The organism is Microterricola pindariensis (genome assembly GCF_002936985.1).
GTDB lineage: Bacteria > Actinomycetota > Actinomycetes > Actinomycetales > Microbacteriaceae > Microterricola > Microterricola pindariensis.
Map to the genome: position 1 here is coordinate 1 of NZ_MPZN01000007.1, position 15,432 is coordinate 15,432.

Annotated in this window: 17 protein-coding genes and 1 tRNA gene; 5 read left to right on the plus strand and 13 right to left on the minus strand. The window is 71.0% G+C overall.

Going from position 1 to position 15,432, the window contains the following annotated elements; genetic code table 11:
- Together GY24_RS03530 and GY24_RS03535 are read right to left on the minus strand one after the other, a co-directional pair.
- On the minus strand, nucleotides 1-992 hold a 992-nt coding region (locus GY24_RS03530; protein ID WP_233279178.1), incomplete at its 3' end, for an FAD-dependent monooxygenase.
- Nucleotides 985-1,833, minus strand: a complete 849-nt coding sequence (locus GY24_RS03535) for a fumarylacetoacetate hydrolase family protein (RefSeq protein WP_104474399.1) — start codon at nucleotides 1,831-1,833, stop codon at nucleotides 985-987. The genes GY24_RS03530 and GY24_RS03535, both read right to left, overlap by 8 nt.
- Nucleotides 1,834-1,991: 158 nt before the next feature.
- Here GY24_RS03535 and GY24_RS03540 point away from each other — a divergent pair, with 158 nt between their 5' ends.
- On the plus strand, nucleotides 1,992-3,617 hold the full coding sequence (locus tag GY24_RS03540) for a carboxylesterase/lipase family protein (RefSeq protein WP_133161094.1): 1,626 nt from the start codon (nucleotides 1,992-1,994) through the stop codon (nucleotides 3,615-3,617).
- A 60-nt stretch (nucleotides 3,618-3,677) separates the two neighbouring features.
- Here GY24_RS03540 and GY24_RS03545 read toward each other — a convergent pair whose 3' ends face one another.
- From GY24_RS03545 to GY24_RS03560, 4 genes are all read right to left on the minus strand, one after another.
- Entirely contained in the window at nucleotides 3,678-3,944 is a 267-nt protein-coding gene (locus GY24_RS03545; protein WP_083362960.1) for a GlsB/YeaQ/YmgE family stress response membrane protein, read from the minus strand.
- 169 nt (nucleotides 3,945-4,113) lie between these two features.
- Nucleotides 4,114-4,794 (minus strand): pentapeptide repeat-containing protein, encoded by a 681-nt coding sequence (locus GY24_RS03550; RefSeq protein ID WP_104474401.1) that lies wholly within the window; start codon nucleotides 4,792-4,794, stop codon nucleotides 4,114-4,116.
- A gap of 79 nt (nucleotides 4,795-4,873) precedes the next feature.
- Entirely contained in the window at nucleotides 4,874-5,638 is a 765-nt protein-coding gene (locus GY24_RS03555; RefSeq protein WP_104474402.1) for a polyprenol monophosphomannose synthase, read from the minus strand.
- Complete coding sequence (locus GY24_RS03560) at nucleotides 5,635-7,218, minus strand: glycosyltransferase family 39 protein (RefSeq protein WP_161498674.1); 1,584 nt, start codon at nucleotides 7,216-7,218, stop codon at nucleotides 5,635-5,637. Before GY24_RS03560 ends, GY24_RS03555 begins: the two co-directional genes overlap by 4 nt.
- 187 nt (nucleotides 7,219-7,405) lie before the next feature.
- Between GY24_RS03560 and GY24_RS03565 the strand changes: the two genes are divergently transcribed.
- The 3 genes from GY24_RS03565 (at nucleotide 7,406) to GY24_RS03575 (ending at nucleotide 10,579) form a co-directional block, all read left to right on the plus strand.
- Complete coding sequence (locus GY24_RS03565) at nucleotides 7,406-8,071, plus strand: response regulator transcription factor (RefSeq protein ID WP_231919338.1); 666 nt, start codon at nucleotides 7,406-7,408, stop codon at nucleotides 8,069-8,071.
- A 44-nt stretch (nucleotides 8,072-8,115) separates the two neighbouring features.
- The gene (locus GY24_RS03570; protein WP_161498675.1) at nucleotides 8,116-9,513 is read left to right on the plus strand and encodes a sensor histidine kinase; all 1,398 of its coding nucleotides are present in this window, start codon (nucleotides 8,116-8,118) and stop codon (nucleotides 9,511-9,513) included.
- 94 nt (nucleotides 9,514-9,607) lie between these two features.
- Nucleotides 9,608-10,579, plus strand: coding sequence for a hypothetical protein (locus GY24_RS03575; protein ID WP_133161095.1), 972 nt, complete (start codon nucleotides 9,608-9,610; stop codon nucleotides 10,577-10,579).
- Between the two features lie 168 nt (nucleotides 10,580-10,747).
- On the opposite strand, the gene GY24_RS03580 is transcribed toward GY24_RS03575, so the two are convergent.
- The 4 genes from GY24_RS03580 to GY24_RS03590 all read right to left on the minus strand — a co-directional run bounded on the left by GY24_RS03580 (nucleotide 10,748) and on the right by GY24_RS03590 (nucleotide 12,010).
- Nucleotides 10,748-11,014 (minus strand): GlsB/YeaQ/YmgE family stress response membrane protein, encoded by a 267-nt coding sequence (locus GY24_RS03580; protein WP_067231803.1) that lies wholly within the window; start codon nucleotides 11,012-11,014, stop codon nucleotides 10,748-10,750.
- 241 nt (nucleotides 11,015-11,255) lie between these two features.
- Nucleotides 11,256-11,507, minus strand: a complete 252-nt coding sequence (locus GY24_RS03585) for a DUF6458 family protein (RefSeq protein ID WP_104474406.1) — start codon at nucleotides 11,505-11,507, stop codon at nucleotides 11,256-11,258.
- The gene (locus GY24_RS17820; RefSeq protein ID WP_162842920.1) at nucleotides 11,507-11,671 is read right to left on the minus strand and encodes a hypothetical protein; all 165 of its coding nucleotides are present in this window, start codon (nucleotides 11,669-11,671) and stop codon (nucleotides 11,507-11,509) included. Before GY24_RS17820 ends, GY24_RS03585 begins: the two co-directional genes overlap by 1 nt.
- Nucleotides 11,672-11,920: 249 nt before the next feature.
- Nucleotides 11,921-12,010: transfer RNA gene (locus tag GY24_RS03590), tRNA-Ser, on the minus strand.
- Nucleotides 12,011-12,104: 94 nt separating this feature from the next.
- On the opposite strand from GY24_RS03590, the gene radA reads away from it, so the two are divergent.
- Nucleotides 12,105-13,502 carry a DNA repair protein RadA gene (gene radA, locus GY24_RS03595; protein ID WP_104474407.1) on the plus strand — a complete coding sequence of 466 codons (1,398 nt, stop codon included), beginning with the start codon at nucleotides 12,105-12,107 and terminating at the stop codon, nucleotides 13,500-13,502.
- A 50-nt stretch (nucleotides 13,503-13,552) separates the two neighbouring features.
- On the opposite strand, the gene GY24_RS03600 is transcribed toward radA, so the two are convergent.
- The 3 genes from GY24_RS03600 to GY24_RS03610 all read right to left on the minus strand — a co-directional run bounded on the left by GY24_RS03600 (nucleotide 13,553) and on the right by GY24_RS03610 (nucleotide 15,343).
- Complete coding sequence (locus GY24_RS03600) at nucleotides 13,553-14,014, minus strand: dehydrogenase (protein ID WP_231919337.1); 462 nt, start codon at nucleotides 14,012-14,014, stop codon at nucleotides 13,553-13,555.
- A gap of 86 nt (nucleotides 14,015-14,100) precedes the next feature.
- Nucleotides 14,101-14,724 carry a hypothetical protein gene (locus GY24_RS03605; protein WP_104474408.1) on the minus strand — a complete coding sequence of 208 codons (624 nt, stop codon included), beginning with the start codon at nucleotides 14,722-14,724 and terminating at the stop codon, nucleotides 14,101-14,103.
- Between the two features lie 112 nt (nucleotides 14,725-14,836).
- A complete protein-coding gene (locus tag GY24_RS03610) occupies nucleotides 14,837-15,343 on the minus strand; it encodes an amino-acid N-acetyltransferase (RefSeq protein ID WP_104474409.1) in 507 nt (168 codons plus the stop codon).
- Between the last annotated feature and the right edge of the window lie 89 nt (nucleotides 15,344-15,432).

Below are 15,432 nucleotides of genomic sequence, written 5' to 3' on the forward strand. Positions count from 1 at the left end.
TTGAAGCCGTGGCCGCCCCACGGCGGGTTGAGGTGTGCGGAGTCGCCCACCAGATAGACGCCGTCGCGGCCGTAGCTGGCGGCGAGGAGCATCCTGGCCGTCCAGCGGTCGGTCGCGATCACCTCGATGTCGACGTCGGTGCCGACGAGTTCCGTCACCAACGCCGCGGGGTCGGGGTGTGCGTCGGGCTCGATGTTCTGGATGATCACCCACCAGGTCGCCTCGAGGTCCATCCGGCCGATCATGCCGGCCGCGGACGGCCGGAGCACCCAGTACTGCACGGCGGGGTCCAGCGCAATCGTCTCGGCCAGGCGCTCGGAGCGAAACAGGAAGTTGAAGTTGGACTTGGCGGCCGAGCCGCCCTCCATGGCGATGCCGAGCTCGTGCCGCGCCAGCGAGGAGCCGCCGTCCGCGCCGACGAGGTGCTCGCACTCGACCCAGCGGGAGGCGCCGTCCTCGTCGACGACGAGGGCGCGCGGCCGGCGCCCCGGTGCGGCGTCGATGCGCTCGACCCGCAGGGTCGTCGCGAGCGCGGCCAGCGGCGAGGCGTCGACGCCGGCGCGCAGCACCTCCTCGACGATCGGCTGCGACACCTGCTGCCCGCACTCGGGCTGCAACTCGTAGCGCCCCCGCGCCAGCTGGAACGCATTGCGGAAGCGGGCCAGCTCGTGGCCGGTCAGGCTCGAGCAGAAGATGACGTCTTCGGAGTAGTCGGCCGTGAGCGGGGCGGCGCTCCGCAGCGGAGCGGCCAGGCCGAGCCGGCGCAGGTGGCTCATGGTGCGGGCGTTGGTGGTCTTCGCCTTCGGGCGGGTGTGGTCCACCGCGTCGCGCGGCTCGATGACGAGGCTCTGCACGCCGCGCCGGTCGAGATCGGCCGCCAGGAACAGGCCGCTCGGTCCCCCGCCGACGATCAGCACCGGCACGAAGTCGGGCAGCGCCGCGAGGGCGCCCTGGCCGGGCGTGGCCGTCGCGGACCCCAGGCCCTCAGGCACGGTCTCGGGCCGACGCGTCGACGATCGGCGTTGTCAGGGTTCCCAGCCGGTCCACTTCGACCTCGACGATGTCCCCCGGCTGCAGCAGCCACGGCGGGGTGCGCACGTAGCCGACGCCCTCCGGCGTCCCGGAGACGAGGACGTCTCCCGGGTGCAGGGTGAACGTCTGGCTGACGAGGGCAAGGATGTCGCCGACGGAGAAGATCATGTCGCGGGTGTTGCCGTTCTGCACCTCGATGCCGTTGACGCGCGTGCGCAGCTGCAGGCCGTCTCGCAGGTCGCCGACCTCGTCGCGGCTGACGAGCGGCCCCATCGGGCCGGAGAAGTCGCCGTTCTTGCCGAGCGTCCACTGCGCGGTGAGCTTCTGCGCGCGGCGCGAGGTGAGGTCGTTGAAGACGGAGTAGCCGAAGACGGCCGACTCGGCGGTGGCGGCATCCGCTGACTGGATGCGGGCGCCCACGACGGCGGCGATCTCACCCTCCCAGTCCAGGCCGGCCTCGCCGGTGGGAACGGGAGCCGGCACGCCTCCGACGCTGAGCGAGGCCGTCCAGCGGCCGAAGATCGTCGGGTATTCCGGCACCTCGAACTTGCCCTCTGCCGCGTGCGCCTTGTAGTTCAGGCCGACGCAGAGCACGCGGGCGGACGCGGGCACCAGCGGCACCTCGCGGACGCTGCTGAGCGGCAGGGCGGCACCCGCGGCGCCGGCCGCTGCGCGCTGCTGCCAGGCGAACGGGTCCTGCCAGAACTCGACGAGCGTGGTGAGCGGTGCGACCGAGTCGCCCTGAACGACGCCGATACGAGTGTCGTTGCTGTCATCGGCGGCGATGCCCATGAACTTCATGTCGTGTCCCTACTGCTTTCGGCCGGATCGGTGCGATCCAGCTGAGTTCAGCGTGGGCGAACGGCAGGGTTCTGAGGTACCCGCTTTTCATTGGATGGAACTTCGACCCCGGAGCTGCCGGCCGGCGCGGCATCCGTGGGGTGGCTCCCCCGTTTCCATTGCCCGGCAGCCACCCCGCTCCGGACGGTGGCGGCTCTCTACGGTGGGAGGGCCGCACATCGTCCGAAGGAGAGCACATGCCGAGCGCCATGAAGGTTCCGCACGCCGATACGTCCGCCGGGGCGCTCTCCGGCATCCGCCTCACCACCCCGCACGGACCGGTGGAGGCCTTCCTCGGCGTTCCCTACGCCACGCTGGGGCCCGGCCGACTGCGGTTTGTTCCCGGCCGGGCACCCGACGGGTGGGCGGGAGCGCGTGACTGCAGTCGGCCGGGGCCCGCAGCGCCACAGAACCCCAGCCCGTTCGGCAGCGGCGCGGATTCACCGAGCAGCCATCAGGACGACCTGCACGGGCTCAACCTGAACATCTGGGCACCGGCGGGTGCGAAACGTGGCCGGCCGGTGCTGTTCTGGATCCACGGTGGCGCCAACATCATCGGTTCCAACTCCGAGCCCCTGCACGACGGCGCTGCGCTCGCTGCCGGCGGTGACCTCGTCGTTGTCGCGGTCAACTACCGGCTGGGCGTCTTCGGCTTCCTCCATCTGGAGCGGGCCGCACACGGCAGCGCGCTCAGCAACGGGGCTGTGCACGACCTCATCACGGCTCTGAGGTGGGTCCGCGACGAGATCGCTCAGTTCGGCGGCGATCCCTCGAACGTGACCATCGGCGGCCAATCGGCTGGCGCGGCACTCGTCGGCACCCTGCTCGGGGTGCCGACGGCGACCGGGCTCTTCCGTCGGGCGATCATGCAGAGCGGAACCGCCGAACGGGTGCACGCCCCGGCTGAAGCGTCGGCGGTGACCTGCGACATCCTGCGGCACCTCGGCATCGATGTCTCGGAGGCGAGCACAGTGTTCGACCGGCCGACCAGCGAACTCCTCGCGGCGCAGTCCGCCGTCTGCCTCGAGTATCAGTCGCGGACAGTGGGGCTCTCGGTTCCGTTCCAGCCGGTCGTCGACGGCACGCTGCTGCCGGCCTCGCCGCTGGACGCCGTCCGCGCCGGCTTGAATCGCACCGTCGACCTCCTCATCGGCACGAACCGGAACGAGGCCTCCCTCAGCCTCGCCTTCGGCCCGCCGCGCGAGCCGAAGGAACTGGCCCGCACGTTGCGCGGGGAGATCGCCGCCGATCTGGGTGGGGCACTCAGCCCGGAGCAGTACGTGCGGGCAGTTCAGTCGGATGTCGGCCACCGCCCGTCGGAGGCCGAGGCCCTGGAGGCGTATCTCAGTGATCGCAGCTACCGTCAGCCGAGCAATCGACTCCTCGAGGCGCGCCTGGGCGGTGAGGGGCTCAATTTCTGTTACCTCTTCGATTGGGCGAGTCCGGCCATGAACGGTCGTCTCGGCGCCTGCCACGGTGCGGAGTTGCCGTTCGTCTTCGGCACACTTGACCGGGCCGCCGCGGCGTTCTTTGTCGGCGTGCAGCCGCCTCCGGAGCTGAGCTCACGGATGATGACGGCGTGGGCAGCATTCGCCCGCACCGGGCGCCCTGGCGGCTGGGCGACGTATCGCGAAGGATCCCGCCACACACAGGTCTGGGACGAGAACCCGATTGGTCGCTCGGATCCCAGGCCGGCGCTGCGAGCACTGTGGTCGGCTGTCTCGGCGCAGAGCCGCTCGGCGTAAGTCGTCGAGCAGCGCGTCATCCGTGATCGACGGTCGAGCCCCCGCCGCTCCGGCCTGGGGCTACGCGGCCTTCTTGCGGCCGAAGATCAGGCCCCAGATCAGGAGCACGATGAAGGCGCCGCCGATCGCGAGCAGCCACGACTGGATCGACCAGAAGTTCTCGAGGTCGGCGCCGAACAGCAGGCCGCCGAGCCAGCCGCCCAGCATCGCGCCGACCACTCCGAGCAGCAGGGTGGCGAACCAGCCGCCGCCCTGATTGCCGGGCATGATCATCTTGGCAATGGCGCCCGCAATCAGGCCTAGAAGGAGAAAAGCAAAGAACCCCATCGTCGTACTCCCTTCACCGTGCGAGCGTCACCGCGTGAACTCGACGCCGGTCACCGAACCCCACCAGTCCGCGAACGGCGTGCGTTCCCAATTTGGCACGCGCGGGTCGACAATGCAACCCTTTTGGGGGTCAGCGCGCCGGGGGTGCGCGGAGCGCGTGAGCTGGCGCTCAACCCTCGACGCGGATGCCGATGCTCTCGGCCAGCGCCGGGGCGAGCATGCCGAGCTGCAGCCCGTTGATGGTGACCCCGGCGAGGTTGCGGATGCCGGCGATCTCCTGCACGTCGGCCCCGCGCAGGTCGAAGTCGCTCAGGGTGGCCTGTTGCAGGTCGAGCGCCCGCACCGAGCAGCCGTCGAAGGCGACCCTCGCCGCCGTGGCCTGACCGAGGTCGAGTTCGTCGATGGTGCAGTCGACGAAGAGCACGTCGTTGAGGCTCGCGCCCCGCAGGTTCACATAGCCGAGCTTGCAGTTCTCGAAGCGCAGAGCCCGCAGTCCCGTCTCGTACAGCTCGGCGGAGCCGATCCGGGAACCGCGCACGACGACGTCCCGCCACGTGGAGCGGGCGGCACGGAGCACGGGCACGTTCACCGACTCCAGCACCGTGTCGACGATGCGGACGCTGCGCAGCTCGGCCTCGTCGGCGGTGACGCCGGCGAAGACGCTCTCGCTCACGGTGGCGTAGTCCAGCGCGAGACTGTCGAGTTCGAGCGCCTCGAAGGAGAGGCCGTCTACGGTGGAGTTCGCGCCGAGATCGCCCGCGTAGCCGGCGCCGAGGTTCTGCGGGTCTACCCGGTCGAGGCGGGGCGCCTTGGTCTGGGTGTTGCCGGTGCTGCGACGTGTCTGAGCCATGCTGCACCCCCTCCCGGTGGGCGTTCCCCCAGCCTACGTCGCGGCGCCGCGGGTGAATTCCTGCTACCGGGGATGCCGGCTAACGCTGCACGGGGGCCGGACTCACGGCAACGGCCGGCCGGCGCCGGCGCACCCGCGCCGGCAGCGCGGCGAGCCCCCACACGGTGACCCGCAGCATCGCCTCCACCACGATGCCGGCGCTCATCTTCGAGCTGCCATTGACCCGCTCCACGAAGGTGATCGGCACCTCGACCACGCGCAGCCCCTGCCCGACCGCCTGCCAGAGCGTCTCGATCTGGAAGCCGTAGCCCTGGCTGGTGGAGCGCTCGGCCCCGATCCGCGCCAGCGCGGGGGCGGTGAAGGCGCGGAATCCGCCCGTGGCATCACGCTGCGTCACCCCGAGGGCGAGGCGCGCATACTCGCTGCCGGCCAGGGAGATCAGCTTGCGGTGGGCGGGCCAGCCGCGCACCGCGCCGCCCGGCACCCAGCGGGAGCCGATCACGACGTCGGCCACGCGGAGCCCGTCCAGCAGGCGCGGCAGCTGCTCCGGCAGGTGCGAGCCGTCGGCGTCCATCTCGACGACGACGTCGGCGCCGTGCCCCAGCACCCAGGCGAAGCCGGCCCGGTAGGCAGCGCCGAGGCCGTCCTTGCCCGGGCGGTGCAGCACATGGATGCGCTCATCAGCGGCGGCCAGGTCCTCCGCCAGGCGCCCTGTGCCGTCTGGCGAGTTGTCGTCGACGACGAGCAGCTCGACCGCCGGCACCGCGTCCAGCAGCCGCCGGGCGACGGCTTCGAGGTTCTCGATCTCGTTGTACGTCGGAATCACGACGATTGTGCGGGTCATGGCTGCTCCTTCGTGAGTTTGAAAACGGTGTTGGTGTTGATCGGCATGGCCGCGTCCACGCGGTATCCGAGTGCCTCGAGCGCGGTGACATCTGGGCGGTCCGTGCCGCGCTCGACGGCCCACACCGTACCGTGGCCCTGCACCCGGGCGCCGAGCTCGGCGAGCGGGCGCACGGTGTCCCACAACCGGGTTCGCTGCACGTAACGAGTGTCGAGCATCACGTCGTCGTAGCCGGCGAAGAGTGCGGGGTAGAGGTCGATCGCCAGGCGCGGGCGGAGCGAGGGCCGCACGGATTCGTCGAAGACGACCGCATCGCCGCGCTGCCCGTTGGCGGCGACGGTCTCGGCCAGCTGGCGCAGGTCGCTGCCGCCCTGGGCGAAGGGGGTGCGCTGCCCGAGGTAGCCGGGTGCGGCGAGCGCCGCGATGACGAGCGTGCCGGCCAGCAGCCCGAGCTGCTGCCGGCGCGCCGAGGGGCGCCCAGGGCCGAGCGCCCACATGACGACGGCGCGCAGCCCCACCGCCATCAGCAGGGCGGCGGCCGGCGCGCTGAAGGCGAGGTAGCGCACGCTGTAGACCGGCAGCGCGACCGCATTCACGAGTAACACCGCGGCGGTCGGCAGCACCAGCCACGCGGTGACGATGAGCACCGCGTCGCGGTGTGGCAGTGCGGCTCCCTCTGCGGCCGGCATCCGCTCGGCGCGCTGCACCGCGGGGCCGTGCGACGCGGGTCGGGCTCGCGCCGCGCCCAGCAGCGCAATCACGATCAGCGCCCAGGCGAGAATCGCGAGGCCCGGCCAGCCGAACCACTGCGACACGAGCACCGCGTCGGGCGTCGCGTAGCCGCGCCCGGCGAGGAAGCTGATCTGCGCCCTCTGCAGCACGGCGGCCACGAGAATGGGGAGTGCCAGCAGCAGTGTCAGCGCGGCCGAGCGCGCCCAGCCCACCCAGATGCGCCTCGGTGCGCGCAGGATCACCAGCACGACCGCCCCGACGGGCAGCATCAGCCCGAGGTAGAGGAAGAGGTAGATCGAACCGGCGGTCGCCACCCCGTAGCCGGTCCACACCCGGGGGCGCTGCTCCTGCCGGTCGATCAACACGAGCAGCCAGATCAGCAGCCAGGTGGCCGCCGCCATGGTGAAGGCGTACGAGCGTGCCTCCGCGCCCATGTGGGTGGCCTGCGGCAGCACGGCGAAGAGGATGCCGGCGAGGAGCCCGGTCGCGGGCCCGAACAGTCGGCGGCCGAGCACGTAGCAGCCGGCGGCGGCGACCCCGATGGCGACGGCGCTCGGCGCCCTGACCACCCACTCCCCCGTGCCGAGCAGCTGCACCCAGAAGTGCAGGAACAGGTAGTAGGCGCCGTGCACGGCGTCGATCTGCCCGAGTAGCCCGAACAGCCCGGGCAGGGTGCGTTCCGCCGAGAGCACGCTGGCCGCCTCGTCGCCCCAATAGGACGGGATACCGCTGCCCGCGAAGGAGAGCAGTGCCGCGCCGGCGCCGAGCAGTGCCGCGGTGCGCGCCGGGTGCGCGCTGGCCGCCGCGTGCGGCATCCGCATGGCCACAGCCGAGCGCACATCGATCATGTCGGCGCTCCTCTCGCTGCGGGCTTCGGGCATTTCTCATCGTCTGAGTGCCAACTGGACCGCGCATGATTTCTGATGAACGTTTCGTGAGAGCCCTTTCAGAGAGGCGGCGCCTGCCCGGTCTGGCCGAGCGGTTCCGGTCCTAGGATGTGTGCAAGCCGACGGAGGGAGTGCCGTGAGGATCCTGGTGGTCGATGACGAGCCAGAGCTCACCGCGCTGCTGCGCCGCGGCCTCGGCGCCGACGGGCACCAGGTGGCCGAGGCCCACGACGGCATTGCCGCGATGGCGCTGCTGGCCGCCGAGGACTTCGAGCTGGCCGTCGTCGACGTCATGCTGCCCGGCATGTCCGGGTTCGAGCTCAGCCGGCGGCTGAAGGCGCACGACCCGACCATGGGCGTCATCCTGCTGACAGCGCGGGATGCCGTCGGCGACCGCATCCGCGGCCTCGACGCCGGTGCCGACGACTACATGATCAAGCCCTTCGACATCGCCGAGCTCTCCGCGCGGATCCGGGCGGTGCGCCGCCGCGATGCGCTCACGGCGCCGCGCGCGCTGACGGTCGGCACGCTCACCATCGACCTGTTGCGCCACCGCGCCAAGGCCGGCGACCGCGAGCTGGCGCTCAGCCGCACCGAGTTCGACGTGCTCCGCGCCCTCGCCGCGCAGGCCGGAGAGACGGTGAGCCGCTCCGAGCTGCTCGCCCAGGTGTGGGAGACCAACGAGCACATCGACCCGAACGTCGTGGACCAGTACGTGAGCTACCTGCGCCGCAAGCTCGAGCACAGCGAGAGTGGGGCGCAGATCGTGACCGAGCGCGGCGTCGGATTCCGGCTCGTCGCCGCGGAGCCCTGATGCGGCCAGCCGCCCACCCGGGGGCGCCCCGTCCGCTTCCGCGGGTGCTGACGATCCGCAACAGGATCGCCGGCGGCAGCCTCGTGATCGCCCTGCTCATCTCCCTCGCCGCGGGCATCGTGTTCAACGCGCAGATCGAGCGGATCCTGCGCGACGGCTCGATTGCCGTGCTGCAGAGCGACAGCGCGGCCTACGTGAGCGCGTTGCAGAACCAGGACGGCGGCCCGCTGGACCCGCCAGGGCTCGGCCAGCACATCGCCGTGGTCGCGCCCGACGGCAGCACCCCGGTGAACACACTGCCGAGCGCGCTGCGCGACATGCTGCCGAATCTCGTCGCGTCGCACACGCCGCGCTCGGTGACGCCGGAGAGCGCCCAGTCCGCCGGCATCAGCTACCTGGTGCTGTCGACGCCGATCACCACCGCGGGCGGCGAATGGCATGTCGTCGCGGCGCGCAGCGGGCACGAGGAGTCGACCGTGCTCGACGAGATGCGGCTGCTGCTGTTCGTCGGCCTCGCCCTCATCGTGCTGGGCACGGCGGCCACCGCTTGGCTGCTCACGTCGGCGGCGCTCGCCCCGGTGAAACGGCTGCGCGCCAGCGCGGAGGAGCTGAGCGCGAGCCCCGGCACGGAGCTGTTGCCGGTGGCATCCGCCCGCGATGAGATCGCGGAGCTCGCCGAGACGCTCAACGAGTTGATCGTGCGGCTGCGCGCCTCGGCATCGCGCGAGCGGCAGCTGGTCTCGGATGCCAGCCACGAGCTGCGCACTCCGTTGGCGATTCTCACCATGCAGTTGCAGCTGGCCGAGGCCGAGGCGTCGTCGGTGGAGCAGCTCCTCGAGGATGTGGCGGGGGCCCGCCGCAATGTGGCCCGGCTGACGGCGCTGGTGAACTCGCTGCTCGAGCTCTCGACACTGGAGGGGCTCGCCGCGCGCGAGGACGGCGGGCTCTCGGACGCCGCCGAGCTCGACAGGGAGGCCCGCGACGCCGTGGAGCGGGCCCGCTTCCGGTTCGGGGCCGCCGCCATCGAGCTCAGCTACGAGGGCCTCGCGGTGCCTGGCCCCGGCGCGCAGTTCGCGATCAAGGCGGAGGACTTCGGCCGGATCATCGACAATCTAGCCAGCAACGCGGTGACGGCGATGCCGGGCGGCGGGGCGCTCACCGTGACGCTCGCGCTCGCCCGCGGCGCCCTGGTGCTGCGCGTGGCAGACACCGGCGGCGGGTTGGAGCCCGGATTCGAGGCGCACGCCCTGGAGCGGTTCAGCCGCGGCGACGCCTCCCGCGCCGCCGGCCGGGGCACCGGGCTGGGGCTGGCCATCGTCGCAGCCATCGTCACGAACGCGGGCGGCACCATCGCGCTGGAGAACAGCCCGGGCGTCGGCCTCACCGTGACGGTCACGCTTCCCGCCGTCGGGGCGCCGCCGGCCGCCGCGGCGCCCCGGTAGGCCCGTTGCTCCCTTCGAGCGTGCGACAGGCAGTGGCCCGGACTGCCTCGGCGAAATGCCGGCCGGGGCAACGGCCCCTCGGTACAGTGACCGGGTGACGCACACTTCCGTTCGAAGGTCGCTGGTCGCGACTGCAGCCGCAGCCGCTGTGGCGCTCGCGCTGCTGCTCTCCGGGTGCATCTTCTCGTCCCAACCGCACCGGACGCCGACCGATCCGGGCATCCCCGAGGCGCGCGCCGAGGCCGCAGCCCAGCTTGCGGAGATGCGGACCCGGCTCGTGCTCTCCGACCGCGTCACCCTGCTGGGTGATGTGCAACAGGACAACTGCGACACCGCGGAGAACTGGTGGTTCGACGACACCACAGACCTCGGCTACCGCTGCGAGTCGGCGTGGACGGCCATCGCCGTCATCCCCGACGCTCGGACGCCGCACGAGACCGCGGCGGCCGTCGACGCCGAGATGGCGGCAACGGACCTCCCGTTCTCCCCCGGCGGCATGGTTCGAGACGTGATGTCGGTGTACCCGCCGGTGCGACTGGACGCAGAGATCGTGGTGCCCAGCGCCGGCGGGCACGAAGGCCCGGTTGCGTTCAGGGTCGTCTCCTCCGAGTTCCACCCAGAGGAGTGGCACGCCCCGTGGGCGGGGAACGTCACCGTCGGCAGCACCGCCGGCACCAGCGTGGCCGGCATCACGGCCTCCGACATCATGGCCACCGGAGCCAACCAAGTCATCGAGTTCACGGCCAGCGTCGAGTACTGGAACACCACAGGCCTGCCCGACCTCGATGACGTCGAGCCCCCGGACGCCGTCGGGATCGAGACCTGGAGATACGGTGACGAGTACGTGCTCGAGTTGGCCGACTGGGCACCCGCCGAGGAGCCGATCGCCTGCATCGCCGACCCCGCTGTTGACGAGGCCGCGATCATCCGGGTCGACGAGCCGTTCCCCTACCTGCGTGCCCCCTTCGCGCCCGGCGCACTGCCCGCTGAACGCCAGCGCGTGGCCGATTGCGTGCTCGCCGCCCTGGCATCCGGCACCGTGGTGATGACCTCCCCCGGCGACTGAATCGACGCCTGGGCGGCGCCTCCCACGGCACGCGAAACCCCCTGTCTCTGATCGAGACAGGGGGTTTCTGGCGGGCGGATGGCGGCCCGCGCCCGCTTCAAGGCGGGTGTGCGGTGGCCCCCGCCGGCCCGGAGAGCCCGGGCCGGCGGGGGCCGCTACAGGCTGCGGCTAGGCAGCCTTCTTGCGACCGACAATGAGTCCCCAAACCAGGAGCACGACTATCGCTCCTCCGATCGCAAGAAGCCAGGTCTGGATCGACCAGAAGTCTTCGAGGTTGGCGTTGAACAGCAGCCCGCCCAGCCATCCGCCGAGCATCGCGCCGAGCACGCCGAGCAGCAACGTGGCGAACCAGCCGCCGCCCTGGTCACCGGGCAGAATCAGCTTGGCGATGGCCCCGGCAAGCAAGCCGAGGAGAAGAAATGCAAAGAACCCCATGATCATGTCCCTTCTTGTTGGGAGTCGGGCGGTTCAGGCCCGATCCCGCCCCGCCGATGAACGACGAGCGGGTTCCACCGTCCCACCCCGCACCGCCGAATGCAACCCATTCGGGGGGCATCCTCCGCTTGTGGACCGAGGCGATTCCGCTCAAACACTGGCCTCGGTCCGACATCCTGTGAAAAAGCTGTGTACGTGTTGCAGGCGTGGAGAGCCTGCGGCGCCGGGGTGGCGACGCCGCTCAGATCTCGGGCGTGGAGTTCTCGCTGCGCGTGAGCCGTTCGCCGCTGGCCGGGTCCACCTGGGTGTGCGTCGTGGCGACGCTGCGCCGACGGCGTGCGAGCAGGACGATGCCGATGATCACGATGACGGCGCCAGCGCCCATCAGGATGTAGCCGACCATGTCGATGTCGATCCAGTCGACGGTGAAGTTGAGCGCGTAGACCAAGATGGCCCCGATCGCGATCAGCGCGATCCCCAGTCCGATGCTCATCAGCTGTTCCTCCGTCCAGAGAGAGACCGAATCAGCCAGGCGATGACCGCCACGATGAGCAGCACGATGCCCACCCAGAGGAGGAAGTTCAGCGACTGAACGAAACCTCCGGTGATCGCGAGCACGATCGCCACGACAATGATGATGACAAGCAGGATATTCACTCTGTTGCTCCTTTCGGAATGGCCGGAACTGCGGTGACCCGCAGAACCTCTCGCGAGACGCTACCGAAGTGGCTTCGCTCCGCGCACACCCTTGTGGCGGCGACAAAAACCGTGTATGGGCAGCGGAGCCGCGGGCATCCTCCGCCGGCGACGGTGGCGCCGCGTCCCGCGCCCAGGAGGTCGGACGCGGCCGACAATGAAGAAGACCCCCTGCCTCTGCAGTTTTCACTGAGATTCAGGGGGTCTTTCTGGCGGTACCGGTGGGATTTGAACCCACGGTGGACTTTCACCCACACAACTTTTCGAGAGTTGTACCTTCGGCCGCTCGGACACGGTACCGAGGACAAGTTTAGTAGCCAGCGGCCCGCAGCGCGAATCGAGCGCCCGAGCGCGTGTCGGGCCCGGTGTCGGAGGGGCAAGCTACCCTCGGATCATGGCCAAATCCGTGAGTTCCTTCCGCTGCGTCGAGTGCGGCTGGACCAGCATCCGCTGGGTCGGCCGATGCGGCGAGTGCCAGCAGTGGGGAACCGTGCTCGACACCGCAGACCAGGGTGCCTCGGCCCGGGCGCTGAAGCCGGCGCAGGTGTCCGACGCCCGTGCCGCCCGCCCCATCACCGCCGTCACGACCGAGTCGGTGCAGCACTGGCCGAGCGGCATCAACGAGTTCGACCGCGTCCTCGGCGGCGGCATCGTTCCCGGCGCCGCGATCCTCCTGAGCGGCGAGCCCGGCGTCGGCAAGTCGACCCTGTTGCTGGAGGTGGCGGCCCGCGCGGCGGCCACCGGGCAGAAGGTTCTGTACGTCAGCGCCGAGGAGTCGGTGCAGCAGGTGCGCCTGCGCGCCGAGCGCACCAATGCGCTCGTGCCCACGCTGTTCCTCGCCGCCGAGACCGACCTGGCCACGATCCTCGGCCAGATCGACGCCGTCGGGCCGCAGCTGCTCATCGTCGACTCGGTGCAGACCGTCGCCAGCTCGCTCTCCGACGGGCTCGCCGGCCAACCGAGCCAAGTGCGCGAGGTCGCCTCCACGCTCATCCGCGTTGCCAAAGATCGCCACCTGCCGGTGCTGCTGGTCGGCCATGTCACCAAGGACGGCTCGATCGCCGGCCCCCGCCTGCTCGAGCACCTGGTCGACGTCGTCTGCCAGTTCGAGGGCGACCGCCAGACGGCGCTGCGCTTCGTGCGCGCCCTGAAGAACCGCTTCGGCCCGACCGACGAGGTCGGCTGCTTCGAGATGACCGGCGACGGCATCGCCGAGGTGCCCGACCCGAGCGGGCTCTTCCTCAGCCGCGGCGCCACCGGCGTCAGCGGCACCTGCGTCACCGTGGCGCTCGAGGGCCGGCGCGCCCTGCCGGTCGAGGTTCAGGCCCTGCTCGTCAAGTCCACCGGCCCGCAGCCGCGCCGCGTCGTCAACGGCGTCGACCCGTCCCGCGTCGCAATGATCCTGGCCGTGCTGGAGCGGCGCGCGAAGCTCTCCGGCGTCGGCCAGCTGGACGTCTACATCTCCACGGTCGGCGGGGTGCGCCTGACCGAGCCCGCCGCCGACCTCGCGATCGCCGTGGCCATCGCCTCCGCGATGCACGACCGGCCCGTGCCGCACGACATGGCCGCCTACGGCGAGATCAGCCTCGCCGGCGAGGTGCGCCCAGTCAACGCCGGCAAGCACCGCGGGGCGGAGGCCAGACGGCTGGGCTTCAACAAGATTCTGGATGCCGAGCTCGGCAGCGTCACCGCCGCGCTCGAGCGCCTGCGCCTGGCCGGCCCCGGCACGCCGGCCGAGCAGCGCGAGCGGCGCGTCGAGAACCGGGAGCGCGAGCTGGACCGGGCCTTCTAGGCGCCCCGGCGTTCGTCAACCGTTCCGGCCTCCTCCGCGGCCGGTGCGCGCTACAGCTCGAGGGCGGCCAGCAGATCGGCGGGCGATGCCTGCATCGGGTGCGGCCCGGCGATGTCGAGGAAGACGGTGGTGATCTGCTCGCCATAGCGGCCGAGGAACACCTTCAGCCACTCCGGCCCCTGCAGGCCGACCGCCGGCGGCAGGTTGGCCGGCTTGTTGCGCGCATCGCTGAACAGCAGCAGGGCGATCTCGCCCGTGTTCGGGTCGCGGTACGTCCAGACCTCGCCGGACTCCAACGGCCGGTCGCGGTCGCCGGCTTTCATCAGCGGCACGACGGTGTTGCCGTTGCGCAGCGCCAGGGCGACGGCCGCCATGTCCTGGCGCTCCAGTGCCTCGGCCAGCGCCTGCGAGCGGAACTCCTCAGCGGTCGGGCCGCCCTTGCCCGCCTTCGCGGCCTTTGTCGCGGGGTGCCCGCCGACGCGCTTGGACTTCTTCTGAGCTCCGGATGCCATTGCTCCAGCCTACCGAGGCTCCACGGCGCTGGCCGGGCTGTTCGCTGCTGGCTGCTGGCTGCTGGCTGCTGGCTGCTGGCTGCTGGCTAGTTGAGGATGAACTGCTTCGAGGTGGTCGAGGTGATCCCGTCGAGGCTCACGACGAGGTGGTACGACGCGCCGCCGGCCGCAGCGGCCTCGCGCTCGTCCGAGTCGCAGGTGTCCGGCGCTGAGCGGGTGCGGTCCCACACGATCGGGGCGGAGGACTTGACGGCCACGCCGGGCTGCAGCTCGAACGGGATGTCGCTGGACTCCGTCTGGCAGTCGGTCGACGTCCAGTAGACGTCCTCGCCGCTCTTGACCGTGAACACCTGGGCGGCCGTGCCGACGTTGAGTGAGCAGGCGGTCGCGCCGGTGTTCGTCACGACGAGCGAGAGCGCGGGCTCCTGTTCGCCGGAGTAGTCGCTGGCGTCGGTGACGGCTTCCACGCTGACGCTGCCCGGTGCGCAGGCGCCGCCTGCGGCATCCGCCGCCGGGGTGCTGCCCGGGTCGGGCGTCGAGCTGGTGCCCGGGTCGGTGGCCGGCTTCCCGGCCTCTGCGCTGCGCCCGGGGCCGACGATGATCAGCACGACGATGACGATCACGGCGAGCAGGCCGAGCAACACAACGAGCCTGCGGCGCCAGTAAACCTTGTTCGGCTGTGGCCCGACGGGGTGCTTGATCGTCGACATGCCCTCAGGCTAGCCAGCCCGCCCCGCTTTGCCCGGCATTTGGCCGGTGATTCAGCGCTTTGGCCCGCGGCGGCGCGGTGCGGCGGCCCCGCAGAGGTAGCTCAGAGGCAGCTCAGAGCCGTTTGAGCATGCGGGTGTTGCCGAGGGTGTTCGGCTTGACCCTGGCCAGGTCCAGGAACTCGGCGACGCCCTCGTCGGGCGAGCGCACGAGCTCGGCGTACACGTCGGGCGCCACGGTCTCCTCGCCCATGTCGGCGAAGCCGTGTCGTTCGAAGAACGGCACCTCGAAGGTGAGGCAGAAGACGCGGGAGAGTCCGAGCTCAGCGGCGTCCTCGAGCAGCCGGTCGAGCAGGGCGTGCCCGACGCCGGTTCCGCGCCAGTCGTCGGAGACGGCCAGCGTGCGCACCTCGGCGAGGTCCTCCCACATCACGTGCAGCGCGCCGCATCCGATGATCTCACCGTCGGCGCTCTCGGCGACCCGGAACTCCTGCACCGCCTCGTAGAAGACCACGAGGTCCTTGCCGAGCAGGATGCGCTCCTGCACGAGCGGCTCGATCAGGGCCTGGATGCCGCGTACATCGCTCGTGCGCGCCCGGCGCACCGTGAATTCCTGGGCCACCCTGGCACCTTCCTGTTTGCGTGGGTTCCAGCGTACTGCGGTGCCCCGGGGTGCCGCGCACCCGCCCCCGCACGGCCGGGCAGGGCGCG